Annotated in this window: 16 protein-coding genes; 1 reads left to right on the forward strand and 15 read right to left on the reverse strand. The window is 45.4% G+C overall.

All coding sequences use genetic code 11. From position 1 onward, the window contains the following. Positions 1–39 precede the first annotated feature (39 nt). Positions 40–1,686, forward strand: coding sequence for a methyl-accepting chemotaxis protein (locus tag M0413_RS10285; RefSeq protein ID WP_055647152.1), 1,647 nt, complete (start codon positions 40–42; stop codon positions 1,684–1,686). 30 nt (positions 1,687–1,716) lie between these two features. Here M0413_RS10285 and dinB read toward each other — a convergent pair whose 3' ends face one another. The 15 genes from dinB to M0413_RS10360 form a co-directional block, all read right to left on the reverse strand. Further along, entirely contained in the window at positions 1,717–2,790 is a 1,074-nt protein-coding gene (dinB, locus tag M0413_RS10290; protein WP_047533933.1) for a DNA polymerase IV, read from the reverse strand. Between the two features lie 174 nt (positions 2,791–2,964). Next, entirely contained in the window at positions 2,965–4,968 is a 2,004-nt protein-coding gene (locus M0413_RS10295) for a methyl-accepting chemotaxis protein (protein WP_249554056.1), read from the reverse strand. A 299-nt stretch (positions 4,969–5,267) separates the two neighbouring features. Further along, the gene (gene bfr, locus M0413_RS10300) at positions 5,268–5,735 is read right to left on the reverse strand and encodes a bacterioferritin (protein WP_011071356.1); all 468 of its coding nucleotides are present in this window, start codon (positions 5,733–5,735) and stop codon (positions 5,268–5,270) included. Positions 5,736–5,744: 9 nt separating this feature from the next. Then, positions 5,745–6,218 carry a bacterioferritin gene (gene bfr, locus M0413_RS10305; RefSeq protein WP_037415005.1) on the reverse strand — a complete coding sequence of 158 codons (474 nt, stop codon included), beginning with the start codon at positions 6,216–6,218 and terminating at the stop codon, positions 5,745–5,747. A 238-nt stretch (positions 6,219–6,456) separates the two neighbouring features. Then, positions 6,457–6,681 (reverse strand): (Na+)-NQR maturation NqrM, encoded by a 225-nt coding sequence (gene nqrM, locus M0413_RS10310; RefSeq protein ID WP_011071354.1) that lies wholly within the window; start codon positions 6,679–6,681, stop codon positions 6,457–6,459. 11 nt (positions 6,682–6,692) lie between these two features. Continuing rightward, entirely contained in the window at positions 6,693–7,751 is a 1,059-nt protein-coding gene (locus M0413_RS10315) for an FAD:protein FMN transferase (protein ID WP_037415060.1), read from the reverse strand. A gap of 98 nt (positions 7,752–7,849) precedes the next feature. After that, complete coding sequence (nqrF, locus tag M0413_RS10320) at positions 7,850–9,106, reverse strand: NADH:ubiquinone reductase (Na(+)-transporting) subunit F (protein WP_249554058.1); 1,257 nt, start codon at positions 9,104–9,106, stop codon at positions 7,850–7,852. A gap of 46 nt (positions 9,107–9,152) precedes the next feature. Beyond that, positions 9,153–9,761 carry an NADH:ubiquinone reductase (Na(+)-transporting) subunit E gene (gene nqrE / locus M0413_RS10325; RefSeq protein ID WP_006080469.1) on the reverse strand — a complete coding sequence of 203 codons (609 nt, stop codon included), beginning with the start codon at positions 9,759–9,761 and terminating at the stop codon, positions 9,153–9,155. Positions 9,762–9,766: 5 nt separating this feature from the next. Next, on the reverse strand, positions 9,767–10,399 hold the full coding sequence (locus tag M0413_RS10330) for an NADH:ubiquinone reductase (Na(+)-transporting) subunit D (RefSeq protein WP_037415013.1): 633 nt from the start codon (positions 10,397–10,399) through the stop codon (positions 9,767–9,769). Further along, complete coding sequence (locus M0413_RS10335) at positions 10,399–11,187, reverse strand: Na(+)-translocating NADH-quinone reductase subunit C (protein ID WP_037415022.1); 789 nt, start codon at positions 11,185–11,187, stop codon at positions 10,399–10,401. The genes M0413_RS10330 and M0413_RS10335 overlap by 1 nt, the downstream gene beginning before the upstream one ends. Continuing rightward, entirely contained in the window at positions 11,180–12,379 is a 1,200-nt protein-coding gene (locus M0413_RS10340) for an NADH:ubiquinone reductase (Na(+)-transporting) subunit B (protein ID WP_037415023.1), read from the reverse strand. The genes M0413_RS10335 and M0413_RS10340 overlap by 8 nt, the downstream gene beginning before the upstream one ends. Next, the gene (locus tag M0413_RS10345; protein WP_037415063.1) at positions 12,379–13,713 is read right to left on the reverse strand and encodes a Na(+)-translocating NADH-quinone reductase subunit A; all 1,335 of its coding nucleotides are present in this window, start codon (positions 13,711–13,713) and stop codon (positions 12,379–12,381) included. The genes M0413_RS10340 and M0413_RS10345 overlap by 1 nt, the downstream gene beginning before the upstream one ends. A 403-nt stretch (positions 13,714–14,116) precedes the next feature. Beyond that, positions 14,117–16,168 carry a TonB-dependent receptor domain-containing protein gene (locus M0413_RS10350; protein ID WP_144374727.1) on the reverse strand — a complete coding sequence of 684 codons (2,052 nt, stop codon included), beginning with the start codon at positions 16,166–16,168 and terminating at the stop codon, positions 14,117–14,119. A 130-nt stretch (positions 16,169–16,298) separates the two neighbouring features. Then, positions 16,299–16,808, reverse strand: coding sequence for an S-ribosylhomocysteine lyase (gene luxS / locus M0413_RS10355; protein WP_037415025.1), 510 nt, complete (start codon positions 16,806–16,808; stop codon positions 16,299–16,301). A gap of 155 nt (positions 16,809–16,963) precedes the next feature. Continuing rightward, positions 16,964–18,070, reverse strand: a complete 1,107-nt coding sequence (locus M0413_RS10360; protein WP_144374728.1) for a TRAP transporter substrate-binding protein — start codon at positions 18,068–18,070, stop codon at positions 16,964–16,966. Positions 18,071–18,270: the final 200 nt, after the last annotated feature.

The following is an 18,270-nucleotide window of genomic DNA, read 5'->3' on the forward strand; positions in this document are numbered from 1 at the left end:
ATACGCTACTCATCCTAGCTGATCTCAAGGAAATCATATATGCGTTGGTATAAGGATCTATCAATAAACCAAAAACTTATCTACCCGAGTCTACTACTTGCTGGGGTCGTTATTTTTGCATCTTTCACAGGGATTGTGGGCCTAAAAGCACTAAAACAAAGTGCAGATAAACTGGCATTAGAATATTTACCTAGCCAATCCCTGCTGCTACAAGCGGATAAAGAGTTATACCAAGCGCAAGTGGCAGAAAGAAGTCTAATGTTTGTTAATGTTGGAACAGACTCCTACAACCAACTTTTGAAGCAACACAACCAAAGTATTGAGCTAGTCAACCAACACTTAACACATTTTGCCAAGGTAACAACAAGCCAGCAGGCTCTAAATCAACTCACAGAGTTAACCCAAACCTTTAATGAATGGCAAAAAATAACCAATGAAATTAGTAATCAACGCACTAACAATGGCCGAAATGGTCGCACCACAGCAATAGATTTAAGCTTTGGTCAAGGTGCAACCCTCTTTGATAAGCTCCATGTACAAATCAGTCATCTGACCGATGAGCTAAATAGCCATACAAAGGGTGCCGTAGAACAAGTTGAAGCTGATGCCCTAGAAGGACAAAAACTACAACTTGTCGCCCTTGCAATCAGCATTATTATTTGCGCCATCTATGTCATAGCATTACCTAAATTAATTAGTCGGCCACTCGCTGTTTTATTGGCGAAAATTCATGATATTACCGATGGTGATGGAGACTTAAGAGCAAGGATTAACTTAACCTCCAAGGATGAGCTTGGAGACTTAGCCCGTGCCTTTAATCATTTCCTGGACAATCTGCATAGTATTATTTCGCAGTTTAAAGACTCGACCGCCAGGCTTACGCTATCAGCACAAGGGCTTGCCCACGCCAGCGAAATGGCCAAGCAAACCTTAAGGACACAGGAAGAAACGACTCGGAAAGTGGCTGATGCAAGCGACCATATTGCAGCCTCTGTGCAAGAGGTTTCAAGCAGCGCTAACCATGCAGCAGAGGCGGCTAAACAGGCTGACAACTTTACCGCCACAGGCCAAGAAAAAGTACAAAACACCATAGCTGTTATCCGACAACTCGCCCAAGATGTTAGCCAAGCAGAAAACCAAATTAACAAGCTAGAGCTCGAAGGGCAGCACATAGGAAAAGTACTTGAAGTGATTCAAGCTATCGCCGAACAAACCAATTTACTTGCCCTAAATGCTGCTATTGAAGCCGCTCGTGCAGGAGAACAAGGCCGAGGTTTTGCCGTCGTGGCCGATGAAGTGCGCTCTCTCGCCTCCAAAACCCATCAATCAACGGAGGAAATAAAACTGATGATAGCGAATGTCCAAAATGGCACTCAAAGTGCCGTTGCAGCTATCAATATCGGTAATCAAAAAGCGATTGCTAGTGTGGAAGCCGCCAGCAATGCTGGAGAAGCTTTGGCTCATATTGCGGAAATGGTGAGCGAAATCAGCGAAATGAATAATCAAATCGCGCTTGCCGCGAAAGCACAGTCAATAATGGAAAACGAAAGCCATCACAATATTCAGCATATTGCAGAGCAATCAGAAGAGAGTCGACATACAACAGACGAAATCCATGCTGCAAGTATCCAACTTTCAACCATGGCCAATGAACTAACAGCCTTAGTCAGCCGCTTTAAGTTATAGCGATTGATAACGTGTAAGGGATGAGATTGATTAAATTGATAACGCGAGTTGGGTTTGCAATGGATCAACCTTCGCAATCGGTGATTTATCAGTAAGTCCCACAGCCACGCCGAGTAGCCGAATCCCCCTCCCTTCTTGCCTTGTCATTGCCTGGGATAATAATTCGTAAAACATCATCACAGACACATCATTACTGCGATGTTCAATGGTTGTTTGTTTAAAGTCACTGAATTTAAGCTTCACCACCTGCTTATGGATTTGTCGATCCTTGGCACTACGACTTAGGCGAGTTGATAACTCTTGTATTAATCCAGGCATCACTTGCTGGCACTGCTCGAGGGTATAAATATCCTGCGCCAACGTAGTTTCAACGCCGACAGATTTACGCTCGCGACTCACTGATAACCCACGCTCATCAATCCCATGGGATCTTTCAATTAATACGGCACCAAATTTGCCAAAACGAGTAATAAGGTCTTGTTTTGGATAAGTTTGTATATCTCCGCAAGTATTTAACCCCAAAGAGGAAAGTTTTTCTGCGGTGACTTTCCCCACACCGGGGATCTTGCGTAGGGATAAGGTTTTAATGAACTCAGGAACCTTGTCGGGCGAAATAACATACAAACCATTAGGTTTATTTAAGTCAGAGGCCACCTTGGCGAGGAATTTAACAGGAGCAACGCCAGCCGAAGCAGTAAGCCCTGTTTCGGCCAAAATATCATGGCGAATCGCTTCAGCAATCAGAGTTGCAGAGCCCTTAAACAGCTTGCAATCGCTAACATCTAAGTAGGCTTCATCGAGGGAGAGGGGTTCAATCAATTCAGTGTATCGAGAGAAGATAGCGCGAATTTGTTGCGATATATCCTTATAGACCTGCATTCGACCGGGGACAAGAATTAAGTCTGGGCACAGTTTAAGCGCATAAGCCGTTGCCATAGCGGAGCGCACACCAAATCGGCGCGCTTCGTAATTACAGGTGCTGATAACCCCTCGCCGCTCACGGCTCCCACCAACGGCTAACGGTTTACCACGGTATTCGGGAAAGTCTCGCATTTCCACCGCAGCAAAGTAGCAATCCATATCAACATGAATGATTTTTCGCACTAAAGGTTCCTCCAACACCCAAAATACTGTATATAAAAACAGTAATCAAGTATCTAGGACATATTTACGCAGTCGCGAAGTTCACCTATCGACTCAAGCATCCTTATCCAAGTATAACATTCCCAAAAAAACCAAAGGAACGCTAAGGCTCCTTTGGTTTTAAAACAACAGCATTTAAATTTTAAATTGACCAATATTACGTGTCAGTTCTCGAGTTGCTTGCTCAAATCCTTGTAGACTTTGGGAGAGATCTTGGCTTGACAATAGGGATTGATCGGATAAACCACGCACGCTCACCACGTTTTGCGCCACTTCATCGGCAACCACTGCCTGCTGGCCTATCGCCACAGTAATTTCCACCGTTTGCTGCTGGATAGACGTAATCGCACTGGCGATGTCGCTGAGGGCTTGCTCGACTTGCGTGGTTAAGTCTTGCCCTACTCTTGCCTGCTCAACCCCTGATTCCATCACTTGTTCGGCTTGTAGCGCACTTTGTTGCAGAGTTTGGATAATGCCTTGAATATTGGCGGTAGAATCTTGGGTACGCAAAGCCAGCGTGCGCACTTCGTCAGCAACAACGGCGAAGCCTCGACCTTGATCACCCGCCCGCGCCGCCTCGATGGCCGCGTTCAATGCCAGCAAGTTAGTTTGGTCGGCAATATTGCGGATCACGCTCAAGACTTCACCAATTTGCTCTGAGCTGCTTCGTAGCCGCTTAATCACATTAGCCGCTTCGATGACTTGAACCGATAATGCCTTCATCCCTTCGGTCGCACGGGACACGATTTGCGTACCACCAAGGGCCTGAGTCTGTGCCTTTTCGGCAAAATCATTTGCGCGTTGAGCACTTATCGCCATTTCTTGGCTAGTCTGCGCCATTTGAGTTGCTGCCGTGGCGACAGAATCGATTTGTTGTTTTTGCGATGACACCGACGAGACAGCTAAATCACACACTTGGCGCGCATCCATCACTCCAGTGCCGACCTCTTGGGTTAAGCTACGGGTATGCAGTAACATTTGCTGCACCTTTTCAGCAAAACGATTGAAGGCATCACCCAACTTGCCTAACTCATCTTCGCGCTCCATCAAAATACGTTGGGATAAGTCACTGTCACCCTCGGCAATATCTTCCATGGCATCGAGTAATTTGCTGAGCTGGCGTCTAAAGGGCAATAGCATCAACCAAACAGTAATCCCCACTAACAGCATGATCCCTAATGCAACAAAACAGGCATTCCAAAAGGCTTTGGTAACAGGCGCTTCAATTACTTCATGGGGCAACATAAAGGCTAAATGCCACTTTTGCTTAGGACAATCCCCGCCTACAGTCACAAAGGTCACTCGCTGTGATACGCCATTAAAACTGACCTCGGCAAACCCCTGAGGCTCGCGCTGCATTTGTTGCATTAATGCTGTAAAACCGGAGGTATCTTTAAATTGGCTATCAACCTGATTAGCAAGTGAGCCCGGCGGGAATTTATCCGAGAATCCAGGGAAATACACAAGCTTACCTTCATCCGTCATCAGGAAGGCTTGGCCATAGTTGCGGTATTTAATCGGTGCTAACAGGTTTTTACCAATGGTATCGATCAGAATATCCATACCACCAATGCCAATAAGTTCGCCATTAGCACTATAGACTGGGGTTTTAACCGTTGCAGAAATAGAACCATCGTTGGCATCGACCGCAGGATCGCCCACAAACAGGCCACGTTGATCAATCGCCTCCTGCCACCAAGGACGCTTATTGGTGTAATAATCAGGATCGCCATCGAAACGGCCATTAAGGTCAAAATACTCAAAGGTGTTTGCCGAACCAAAGAATACTGATTTCACATCGCTATCACGGTCGGAAAACGAGCGAAAATAACGAATAATATCTTGATATTGCTGATCCTGCGCCAGATTACTGCCTCGGGCATGATACTGACTAAACCAGTTGATAAGCCCAGGCTCGGCAAATACCGAGTGGATTACTTGCCCCTTGGCAACAAAGTAACCACCAATCTCATTCGCCTTGAGAGCCACAAGTGCCGAAATGTCGGCATCCACCTGCTTACGTGTATTATTACTTTCTTTATTCACGAGCAAAGCGGCAACTAAAGTAAGCAGTACAGCGAGGGCACCGACGATAGTTACCACTAACTGCAAACTTAGAGAACGTTTTATATACCTCATTCATCTTCCCGTCTGGTTAACCAACCACTTAACATAAAAGCCTGCAAAAACAGCCTCACACGGTAACAATTTTTACCCGCCAACAACAGCCAATATGATGAGAAAAAACGTAAACAAGTATTTGTAAAGAATAGACATTAATGAAATAACAGGAATCGCTAAACAATCCACCTCAAACAGAACATCTCATTACTACAGCGAATTTTTACAGAGTGTTAGACTAAATACTCAAAATCCCAAAACAAAGGCCAGTCATAAAATGACTGGCCTTTGTGCTTGAGCCGCGCAATCGGATATTGTTACATCTTAGTTTGCAGATAATTCGCTAAACCAATGCGGTCAATTAAACCGAGCTGTTTCTCTAACCAATACATATGGTCGGATTCGGTATCATCGAGTAGCACTTCTAAGATCTCACGGGTTTGATAATCTTTTTTCTGCTCACACAACGCAATGACTTTACGTAAATCATCGGCCACCTTGTATTCATAGGCGAGATCGTTACGCAGCATCTCTTCAACATTTGAACCGATGTTGAGCGCTTCCCGCGCGGCCACATTTGGCACGCCTTCAAGGAATAAAATACGCTGTACTAATTTGGCCGCATGGCCTTTTTCATCATCCGACTCGTGGGCAATACGCTCATAGAGTTCGTTTAGTCCCCAGTCTTCGTACATATGGGCATGCACAAAATACTGATCCATCGCCGATAACTCTCCGGTTAGGAGTCGATTTAACGCATCGATGACGTCTTTATCACCTTTCATATTCAGCTCCTATGACTCACTAATTTGCGATTGAAGATAGTTTTGAATGCCAGTTAAGCTAATCAGCTCCTGCTGTGACTCGAGCCAATCTAAATGCTCTTCTTCATCTTCAAGAATATCTTCGAGCAGATCGCGACTGACATAATCCTGCTCAACTTCGCAGAGTGTAATGGCATCCCGCAACAGCGAGAGTTGTTCCTGCACCATGGCTAAATCGCAATCGAGCATCTCTTGAGTGTGTTCGCCAATACGCAGTTTTTCGAGCTGTTGTAGATTCGGTAATCCCTCTAAAAATAATACCCGCTCAATAAGCTTATCGGCGTGTTTCATATCTTGGATGGATTTCTTGTATTCGACGTGGTTTAGCTTCTCCAGCCCCCAATGCTTGAACATTCTGGCGTGGAGAAAATATTGATTAATGGCCGTTAACTCACAGGTAAGCACCCGATTGAGTTGTCCCACCACTTTTGGATGACCTTTCATAAGTTACGATCCTTGATATGAGTGAAAGATTGATCTAAATCAAGCTTCTAGCCTAGTACAGTTTTCAAGCTAACTCAAATTTTCTTTATTTTTCACAAACTTAAAGATAAAAAGCATTCTCATTATCGCTTAGATTAGCCTGCTATCCTCCTCATAAATCAAGGATTAATTTTAACGATGCTAAATTTGAGGCAAAAAAATAGCCTCCAGAGGAGGCTATTTTAGTTGAAGCGGATAATTAAATGATCCGGTCTTTGGTTAACTTCGCTCGGCGCGCTTCTTCAGCGGCCATACGACGCTTACGCTTGTCGCAGGGATCATCACAATCGCAGGCTTTTTCAATCCCTAATACACCTAAACCGCCACAGCTTCCTTCAACGGCTTTGCGCTTGATGAGATAACCTATCGACATAAGCAAAAAGAACAGTAATAAAATCACAAATGCCGCGATAAAAGTGCTCATGTTAACTCCAACTACTTAAGGAAAGGCTTGAAGGCGTCACTGTAGTAGACTTTAAATCCTTCGCCTTGCTTTTCTATTAGCATTATCGCCAAGTGTTCTTTCTTGGCAAGCTCCAATGACGCTTCTGTGCCTAAAACCATCATCGCCGTCGCAAAACCATCGGCCGTCATACATTCTTTATGCAAAACGGTCACAGATGCTAACTTATGATTGATAGGCAAACCGGTACGCGGATCGATTATATGGGTAAAACGTTGACCTTCTTCCTCATAATAATTGCGGTAATCCCCCGACGTCGCCATGGCCATAGTGCCCGGTTCTATCACCTGCTGTACCGCCATGCCCTCATCGGTCGGCTTCTCTATGGCGACACGCCACGAACTGCCATCGCCTTTGGTGCCTTTAATGCTCAGCTCGCCACCAATTTCAACTAAGTAACCCGTTGCGTGATATTTATCTAAAATAGTAGCCACTTTATCAACGCCAAAGCCCTTGGCGATAGATGACAAATCCACGTACAAATGGGCGTTATGCTTGCTTAAGCGATTGCCTTCGATAGAAAGCTCACTGATACCCGTTTTAGCCTTAGCTGCATCAATCTCGGCTTGAGTCGGCACTTTGGTTGGGCGCTTATCGGGGCCAAATCCCCATAAGTTCACCAGCGGCCCTAAGGTAATGTCTAAGGCTTTGTCTGTCACGTGATACAAACGCATGCCTTCTTTAACCACTTTGACAGTATCCGGCGACACTTCGACACTTTGCTCAAGCGGTAACTGGTTGAAACGGGACAATTCTGAATTAGGTCGATAGGTCGACATCTGGTTATTGACTTGCTCTAGGGCTAAGTCAATTTCGGCCTGCAATAGCTGGGCCGTGGGCATTTGCTCATTAGGAACCACTTTAATATGGTAAGTCGTGCCCATTGTGCTGCCCGCAAGGGAGATAACCTCATCCTGTTTGCTACAGGCTGAAATAAAAAAGGCTAGACCTACAAGGACCAGCCAGTTCACTGAATGCTTTAACACTGAGGTTTTTAACACGGGGGTTTTTAACGCTAGGGTTTTAAACATAGTGACTAACAACTCTTTTGGATGCCCTTTAATGCAAAAGTTGCAGATGAGAGCTTTACTCCACATCTGCAACTCTTCTCACCTTGGGCTAATTCACATTAGCCGCCGAAGTCATCCAACAGGATGTTTTCGTCTTCGACACCAAGATTTTTCAACATACCGATCACGGCCGCGTTCATCATTGGAGGTCCACACATGTAGAACTCACAATCTTCTGGCGCGTCATGGTCTTTCAGGTAGTTTTCATACAATACGTTATGGATGAAACCTGTGTAACCATCCCAGTTATCCTCAGGTTGAGGATCGGACAGGGCCACATGCCATACGAAGTTGTCGTTTTCAGCCGCTAAGCCGTCAAAGTCTTCTACGTAGAACATTTCACGCTTAGAACGTGCACCGTACCAGAAGCTCATCTTACGCTTAGACTTCAGACGCTTCAGTTGGTCGAAAATGTGTGAACGCATTGGTGCCATACCCGCACCACCACCGATAAACACCATTTCTGCATCGGTATCTTTCGCGAAGAATTCACCGAATGGACCAGAAATAGTCACTTTATCGCCAGCCTTTAGGCTCCAAATGTAAGATGACATCTTACCGCATGGTAAGCTCAAGTTACGTGGAGGTGGCGTTGCGATACGCACGTTCAACATGATGATGCCGAACTCTTCTGGGTAGTTAGCCATTGAGTAAGCACGGATCGTTTCTTCGTCAACTTTAGATTCAAGATTGAAGAAACCAAAGTGCTCCCAGTCACCACGGTATTTTGCCGGTACGTCGAAATCAGCATATTTAACATGGTGTGCTGGCGCTTCGATCTGGATGTAACCACCCGCACGGAACGGAACAGATTCACCATCAGGAATTTGCAGCTTCAGTTCTTTAATGAAGGTCGCCTTGTTATCGTTAGAGATAACAGTACATTCCCACTTCTTGATACCGAAGATTTCTTCGTCAAGCTCGATTTCCATGTCGTTCTTAACGTTCACCTGGCAAGACAGACGACAACCTTTACGGGCATCACCCTTGCTGATGTGGTCCAATTCTGTTGGCAGAATATCACCGCCGCCAGACTTAACCACTACGCGACATTGGCCACAAGAACCACCGCCACCACAGGCACTCGATACGAAGATACCGTTGTTCGCCAGCACGCCTAACAGCTTGCCACCGGCACCGGTTGTAATCGCTTTTTCAGGATCGTCGTTGATGCCGATCGTGATGTCACCGCTAGACACTAGCTTAGATTTAGCGAATAAAATCACTAACACTAAGACTAGGACGATAGCAGTAAACATACTCACACCGAGGTAAACCTCAAGCGGAGTAGATTTAAAAATACCAAGAATATCCATTAACTTATCCTTAGAAGGTCCAATTCAAGAAGCCGTTTGGTGTCTCTTACAGAGACACACCAGAAAACGACATGAAACCTAAGGCCATTAAACCAGCGGTGATAAAGGTAATACCTAAACCACGTAGGCCATTGGGCACATCGGCATACTTCAGCTTCTCACGGATACCGGCCATCAATACGATAGCTAATGCCCAACCTACTCCAGAGCCGAAACCAAACACCACACTTTCGCCCAGTTTGTAGTCACGCTCAACCATGAATGATACCGCACCGAAAATCGCACAGTTCACAGTGATCAGAGGTAAGAAGATACCTAACGCGTTGTACAAAGGAGGAAAGTACTTATCCAGTGCCATTTCCAGAATTTGAACTAAAGCCGCAATCACACCGATAAAGGTAATGAATTTCAAGAAGCTTAAGTCAGCTTCAGGTGCACCAGCCCAAGCCAGTGCGCCAGGCGCTAACAGCCCTTGGTAAATAACTTGGTTAGCAGGAACAGAGATAGTTAACACTACAACTACCGCAATCCCTAGGCCCATCGCGGTAGTCACTTTCTTTGATACCGCTAAGAAAGTACACATACCTAAGAAGAAGGCCAGTGCCATGTTTTCAATGAAAACAGAGCGAATTAACAGGCTAATATAATGTTCCATCTCAATTACCCTTTTGCTTCAACTTGCTCTGGCTTATAGGTACGAATAATCCAAATCAGCATACCGATTAGGAAGAACGCACTTGGCGGCAGTAATAGCAAACCATTTGGTTGATACCAACCACCATCAGAGATCTTGTGCAGGATTTCAACACCGAACAGAGAACCGTTACCAAACAGTTCACGCACGAAGCCAACGGCTAACAGAATCGCACCGTAACCTAAACCGTTACCGATACCATCCATAAAGCTCATCATTGGTGGTGTTTTCATCGCATAGGCTTCAGCGCGTCCCATTACGATACAGTTCGTAATGATAAGACCCACGAATACCGATAACTGCTTAGAAATCTGATAAGCATAAGCCTGCAGCAATTGGTCAACCACAATTACCAGAGAGGCAATAATGGTCATCTGCACGATAATACGTACGCTGCTAGGAATATGATTACGGATCATTGAGATAAACAGGTTCGAAAACGCTGTTACCGCAGTTAATGCCAACGCCATTACCAGTGCAGTTTCGAGCTTGCTCGTTACCGCTAACGCACTACATACACCAAGGACTTGTAATGCAATCGGGTTGTTGTTGACGATAGGTCCAGTCAAAACCTGTTTCAGTTCTTTAGCGTCAGACATTAGCTGAGACCTCCATTGCGTGCTTTTTCAATGAAACTCGCAAAACCTTCTTTACCTAACCAGAACGTCAGAGAGTGTTGAACACCGTTACTGGTCAGAGTCGCGCCGGATAATGCATCTACACCGTATTCAGTGCTAGCAACAGCGGGGTTTTTGGTTACGCTGATCGCAATATTACCTTGCGCATCAAATAACTTTTTACCATGCCATTTCGCTTTCCACTGAGCGTTTTGGACTTCACCACCCAGACCAGGGGTTTCGCCTTGCTCGTAGTAAACTAAGCTTTGAATCGTGTTCAGATCAGCATCTAACGCGAGGAAAGCATACATAGTCGACCACAGGCCATAACCATGGATAGGCAGGATCACACTGGTTAACTTACCTTGATCGTCGCGAACCAGATAAACCACTGCATCTTCTGAAACACGCTTAACTGAAGCGATATCGTTTTCAGGTACAAATGAGGTTTTCACATCGCGAGACGCTTTGCGTTGATCAAATGTATTGGCGTCAACACCTTCAACCCAATCACCAGTTTTTAAGTTTACTAACTTAGCTTCGATATGCTTACCGTAAGTTTCCAAAATTTGCGCTTTGGTCACTTTACCGGCTTTAGTGTCAATCAGACCCGCAGCTTCCAGAATGTACTTTTGCTTATCAAGCAGTTTGTTTTCTGCTTGAGTTGGGCGCAGTAATACTGCCGCAGTCGACACAAATATCGCACAAATTAGACATAAGCCAACGACGATAAATAGCGTTCTTCCGAACGAATCTCTATTACTAGCCACGAGCAATCCTCCGCTTGATATTTGCCTGAACCACGAAGTGGTCGAACAATGGCGCGAACAAGTTAGCAAACAAAATCGCTAACATCATGCCTTCTGGGAACGCAGGGTTAATCACGCGGATAAACACAGCCATTGCACCAATCAAGATACCGTATGCCCATTTAGCTTGGTTAGTGAATGACGCAGACACTGGGTCAGTCGCCATAAACATCATGCCAAATGCAAAACCACCTAACACTAAGTGCCAGTACCAAGGCATTGCAAACATTGGGTTAGTGTCGCTACCCACAACGTTCAGCAGCGTAGAAATGGCAATCATACCCAGCATTACACCACCCACGATGCGCCATGATGCGATACGGGTATAGATGATGACCAAACCACCTAAAAGAATCGCTAGCGTAGACACTTCACCGACAGAACCTGGAATGAAGCCGAAGAACGCATCCCACCAGTTTTGGTTGAAGGCATAATCCAAATTGCCCGCAGCAGCTTGACTCAGTGCAGTCGCACCAGAGTAACCGTCAGCCACAACCCATGTAGTGTCACCAGACATGTTCAATGGGTAAGCGAAGAACAGGAATGCACGACCGGCAAGCGCTGGGTTTAAGAAGTTACGCCCTGTACCACCGAACACTTCCTTAGCCACAACCACACCGAAGGTGATACCTAGTGCAACCATCCATAATGGAATAGTTGCTGGCAAAGTTAAGGCGAACAGGATAGAGGTAACGAAGAAACCCTCGTTAACTTCATGACCGCGGATAGAGGCAAACAACACTTCCCAAATACCACCGACAGCAAACGTCACCGCGTAGATAGGTAGGAAGAAACAGGCGCCATACCACATTAATGCAGGCCAACCAGAGTTTGCTGTCAGTTCAGTACCGAACATGCCAAACAAGCTCACTTGCCATACATCTGGGGTCGCAAAACCCGCAATTAATGCGAGTTGTGCTTGTAAACCTACGTTGTACATACCGACGAACATCGCGGGAAATGCACAGGCCCAAACCGTAATCATCATACGTTTTAGGTCAAGGTTATCGCGAACATGGGTTTTTCCCTTGTTCACTTTACCTGGCGTATAAAAAATGGTGTATGCCGCTTCGAATAGGGCATAAAACTTTTCGTATTTACCGCCTTTCTCGAAGTCGGGTTCAATACGTTCGAAAAAATCTTTCAAGCTCATTAGCCTTCCCTCTCGATCGTATCTAAACAGTCACGCAGATATGAACCGTAGTCATATTTGCCTGGACATACGAACGTACACAGTGCGAGATCTTCTTCATCTAACTCTAACGCGCCTAGGGTAGCCGCGCCGTCAAAGTCACCCGAAATCAGGTCACGCAGTAACATTGTAGGAAGAATATCCAGAGGCATTACACGCTCAAAGTTACCGATTGGCACCATTGCACGGTCCGAGCCACCAGTGCTCGTTGTCATATTGAACAAACGAGAAGAGCTTAAGTGACCAAGGAATGCGCGAGTGATAGAGAACTTGTTGGCGCCAGGCAATACCCAACCCAAAAATTCTTTTTCAGTACCTTCTTCAAGCAGACTGACCTGCATATGGTAACGGCCTAAATATCCTTGAGGACCAACTGCAGTACGGCCATTCAGCACAGAGCCTGAAATGAAACGCACGTTACCATCTAAGGTTTCGCCAGCAGTCAACTCAGTCATGCTTGCACCTAAAACAGTGCGAACCAAACGTGGCTTAGCTGCTTTAGGACCGGCAATTGCAACCACACGTTCGGTATTCAGTTGACCCGTCGTAAATAGCTGACCAATGGCTATTACATCTTGGTAACCGACATGCCAAACAGTACGTTTTGCAGAAGCTGGAAGTAGGAAATGGATATGAGTACCAACAAGACCTGCTGGGTGAACACCGGCAAATTCTTCAACTTGGGCATTAGCAGCAGGAATATCGGCGCCAGGCGCTTTGCAAAGGTAAACTTTACCTTCGGTAAGTCTTGCTAAGACTTTAAGACCATTAGCAAAATCTTCTTTATGCTCGCGGATCACCACTACGGGATCGGCAGCATGGGGTTGCGTATCAATGGCGGTTACAAATATACCCGCAGCAGAAGAATCTACGGCTGGCACTTTGCTGAAAGGACGAGTACGCAATGCAGTCCATAAACCTGACTCAATCAGGTTGTCACGGACCAGTTGCGAGTCAAGCGTATCAAGAGCAGTGGCGTCATACTTAGCAAAGGAAACGCTTTCGTTACCTTCCACTTGAATAACAACAGACTGCAGCACACGCTGGGCGCCCCGGTTAATGTCTAATATAGTACCACTGGCTAAAGCCGTATATTTTACGCCAGGATTTTTCTTATCTTCGAAAATCACCTGACCTTTTTGTACTTTATCGCCCACTTTGATCTTCATCGTTGGACGTAAGCCAATATACTCTTCACCCAAAGTAGCTACATGTTTAATGGCTGGGCCATTATGGATAACTTGCTCTGGTCCGCCTGCTATAGGCAGTTCCAATCCTTTCTTAATTGTAATCATATCCACAAGCACTACGTTTTGAAGGAAAGACAATGCGCCGCGTTCCTGCTAAATACGTAGGTTTTAAACAAAACCTACTGCATTGAGCTAGCGCAGATTTATCACAGAAATGCGATCGCAATCACGCTGGTCGCGCGCATTTTACCCCAATTGCCGTGCCATCGCCACGAAAATTATAGGTGTTTTCAAACCTAAAATAAGGATTTAAAAGAATCATGCACTACAGCGTTCACCTTCCGACCGAGTGAGGGCTCAGAAAGAGAGAGTATTACGGTCACTAAATACTATAACATTAATTTTAAAAGAATTAATTTAGCAAAAGGTCGATATATCAAGATAACCAGAAATATAAATACCTTTTCGCTTTCTTGCTGAACAAACGTCAAACAAGATTTAACTCAGTTTAGAAACGCCATTGATAGCCCAAATAGCTGATCCGTCCATTTTCTACTCGAATTCCGCTATTTGATGCTGAGGTTACCAAGGACTCATCAAGTAGATTTTCGACCCGAACATACAATCGATGGTGCTTATCAATATCGTAATTAGCCGCTATATCGGCACGCCATTGACCGTCAACACGCTGCAACTCACTACCATACTGACTGAAATCACGCTCAGATTGATAAGCAGCAACAAGGTTTAATTGATATTGGGCGTATTCAATCCCCGCACTCAATTGCAATTGATGCTCGGGTAACCAAGCCAGTTTGTCGCCCTCCAGGACGCAACCTTGGATATCGGTGCAGGTGCTCGTCTGATATTCAGCGCTAAGATACTGATAGCTTAAGCCTAAGGGCAATTCAAATTCACCCAGCATCCACTGATAACCTAGGCCGAGTTCAATCCCATAGCTGAGCACATCAGGAATATTCTCTTGGGTGAGTAGACGACTATCAACACACATGGAATAGCTATCACAATCAACATGTAGATTATCAAATTCTTGCACATAGGCGCGCAAATCGGCCTTAATCCCTTCGCTCGCATATTGGGCGCTGACTTGATAATGGAGTGACTCCTGTGCTTCCTGAGTAAGATTGCCTGCACTCGCGGCTGCCCACGCTCGGCGGATATCAGTACTAAAGCGCCAATCGCCAGCGTCATACAGCACACCAAATTGTGGCATCCAATCGCTATCAGAAAAGTCCGCTTCATCAAGCCCTGCAAAGACTAAGCTAAGCTCACGATTGACACTGACATGCTCGTAAGTAAGCCCTAACTTGATTTGCATACCTTGCCAACGCCATAAAGAGTCGATTGCCGACGTCAGCGCAGTGGCATCATCGGTGTAGGCTAACACCGCATTAGACTCATCACGCACTATACTTCTGTCCGCTTGCCACAAAGCCGTTTGATCACCGAAACGCATTTCGGCTTTATCGGTATGATAACGAGCACTGTAGGTAATTTGATGCTCTCCATATTGGTTTATCGCCTGAGTCTGAGCACCAAACGCACTGTAATCATTATCTTGTACCAACATATTGATATCGGCACCATTAACACTGGGATTTCGGTCAAAGGCGGCAATGTCGTAAAGCGTTCCCAAGCCAATATTTTGCCCATTAAACGCGCCAAGCTGATCCAGTTGTTGTGAATATGATTGATAGTAAAAGTCGCTAATCACTCGACTGTCACCCAAATCCACTTGATGTGATAACTGGTATTTATGCTGTCTCCCTTGGTGGGTATCTTGTGCTGTAGCGGAATATAGCTGTAATGGATCTTGCTGCCAGTCGGCAGCCGTTATCCCAAGCAATGAGCGATAACTATCGTCATCGATAAATTGATAGGTAAATTCAGTTTGCTGTGGACTGCGAGCACCAAGCAAGCTCGTGGCGTTGACCTTAAATAAGATATCCGTTTTTTTTCTGTCAGCATCACTGCCGTTTAAAAAATTCGCATCGCCTTGTTGTTTTAAATAATTGGCGGCAAATAAGGCTCCGTATTCTTTTTGCTTAACGCCCCAACGCAGGCCAGCATTTACATCGGAATCCGTTGTCCCCTCAATTTGAACACTGCCGGATTGCGGGCGCTCAATAATGTTAAGGCTTTGATAATCCACAACCCCAAACGCTCCCTGACCACCAACAGCCATATTGGCCAGTGGTGTAGTCGTCACACTTTGCTGTAATAAAAGATGGGGTAAGAGTTGCAGTTGAGGGGCTGAGTAAGGCGCTGGTGAGAAATACACCCGATCTTGCATTACAGCGACACCTTGGCTGGCAGAACGCATACTGATATTGGCGGAATTGCCACTATGGTCGGCTCGAAGCAAGGTTAAGCTATTAAGATTGCTTAATTGCATCGCATCATCGCTGGAATGGTACTGATCATTGAGCTTGGCTAAATCGAGCGTTTGTGAATAAAGGGGATTTGCATTGAGTGAGTTAGCGTAAATACAGGAAACCGCCAGCGCGGTCAGCGACATGACAAAATAGCGACTTGGCATACCAAGCTCCCAAAATTTTTGTTAGCGTACGGCGTTTGTTGTTATTTTGTAAAATAGCGGAATTAGTTCGAAAAAAAAAGCGACTAATGTCGCTTTCTTGACGCTTTCGCGTTAAGCCCATATTTGCGGCTTAGAGTTTACCTAAAATCTCATCACTGAGTTTTAAATCATCGTTGCGGTTAACACTCACACCAGCAGCGATAATATTGCGTGCAATTTCCTGTGCTTGCTCCAAAGAGTGCATCTCGTAGGTACCGCATTGATATTCGTTCAGCTCAGGAATTTCAGATTGTTCAACGACTTTCAGCACATCTTCCATAGAAGCAAGCCAAGCATCCGCCACTTGATGTTCAGTGGGCACACCAATCAGGCTCATATAAAACCCAGTGCGACAGCCCATTGGCGAAATATCAATAATTTCCACATCATTGCCATTTAGATGGTCACGCATAAAGCCTGCAAATAAATGTTCCAAAGTGTGAATACCACGCTCGCTAAGGATATCTTTATTCGGCGCGCAAAAACGTAGATCAAATACTGTGATCGCATCACCTTTGGGGGTAGTCATATGTTTGGCGACACGCACAGCAGGTGCATTCATTCGAGTATGGTCAACAGTAAAGCTATCAAGTAATGGCATAGGGATCTCCAAATTATCAGGGCGATACAACGCCACTGGCGCTATCTATTTATATGAGTGCAAGCATAACACCAAACAGTAACAAGTTAACGCAAGATGAAATCATCTCATATCAGTAAGGTGCTAATATGAACATTTTGGGTAAATAGCCATCATTAATGCTGTCGTTGTTGGCTGTAGGCATCTTCAGAAATCTTATGGTATTCACGCACGCCTTGCTCATAAGCATGATAAGCCCTATAGACTTTGTCCATCATGGGATCTTGTTGCGCCTGCTCTGCAATCACCTGTTGTGAGATCCGTTCAAGTTCAGTTAACACGGCAGACGGAAACGCCTTAAGCTCTACCCCTTCCTCTTTTACCAGAGTTTCAAGTGCACTGACATTACGCGTGGTGTATTCATCCAACATATCTTGATTAATGGCACGCGCAGCCGTCTTAACGATGGCTTGCAAATCTTTAGGCAGATTCTCAAAAGCGTCCTTGTTAATTAAAAACTCCATATTGGAACCTGGTTCATGCCAACCGGGATAGTAATAATATTTAGCCACTTTATGTAAGCCAAAGGCGAGATCATTCACAGGCCCAACCCACTCAGCCGCATCGATTGAACCAGTTTGCAGAGCACCATAGAGTTCTCTTCCTGGCATATTGACGGGCACAGCACCGGCACGTTTGAGCACCTCACCACCGAGTCCTGGCATGCGGATCTTCAATCCTTTAAAGTCAGCTATCGTATTAATGGGTTTATTAAACCAACCACCCATTTGCATTCCCGTATTACCACCAGCCAGAGGGATAATGCCAAAGGGACGATAGACTTCCTCCCACAGCGCCATACCACCACCATAATGTAACCAGCCGTTCATCTCTTGTGCTGTCATCCCAAAGGGAATTGAAGAAAAAAACTGGGAGGCGGGGGCTTTGCCCTTCCAATAATAGGAGGCTGCATGCGCCATCTGGATTTTACCTTGGCTAACGCCATCGAATACCGCAAAGGCAGGCATTAATTCTCCCGCGCCGTAGACGCTAATGTGCAATCGGCCGTGGGACATCTCATCGACAAGCGTGGCAAAACGCTCAGGGGCCATGCCTAACCCAGGAAAATTTTTTGGCCAAGAAGTGGCTAAACGCCATTCAATCACCTGTTTAACAGGAGGCCTTTCAGCAACGGAAATAGACTCCGCATGTTGAGATGAGGGATTACAGCCAGTCACGCCAAAAAACAATACCGCTAATAACAGCCCCCCCAAATAACGCATCACGCACTCCCCGCAACAAAAACTGTTAACCACATGAAAAATAGCACTCTTTTTGTAGAAAATAGGCGCTTAACTCAATAAATAGAACATATTGTTAACACAGAATATTCGACAGGGGAACCTAAGAATGAGACCAATTTGACTTAAAACAAAAAGCCACTTTAATAAAGTGGCTTTTTGTTTTAAGCATGACCCGTCCT

Source organism: Shewanella sp. 8A (assembly GCF_023475945.1).
Taxonomy (GTDB): Bacteria; Pseudomonadota; Gammaproteobacteria; order Enterobacterales; family Shewanellaceae; genus Shewanella; species Shewanella xiamenensis.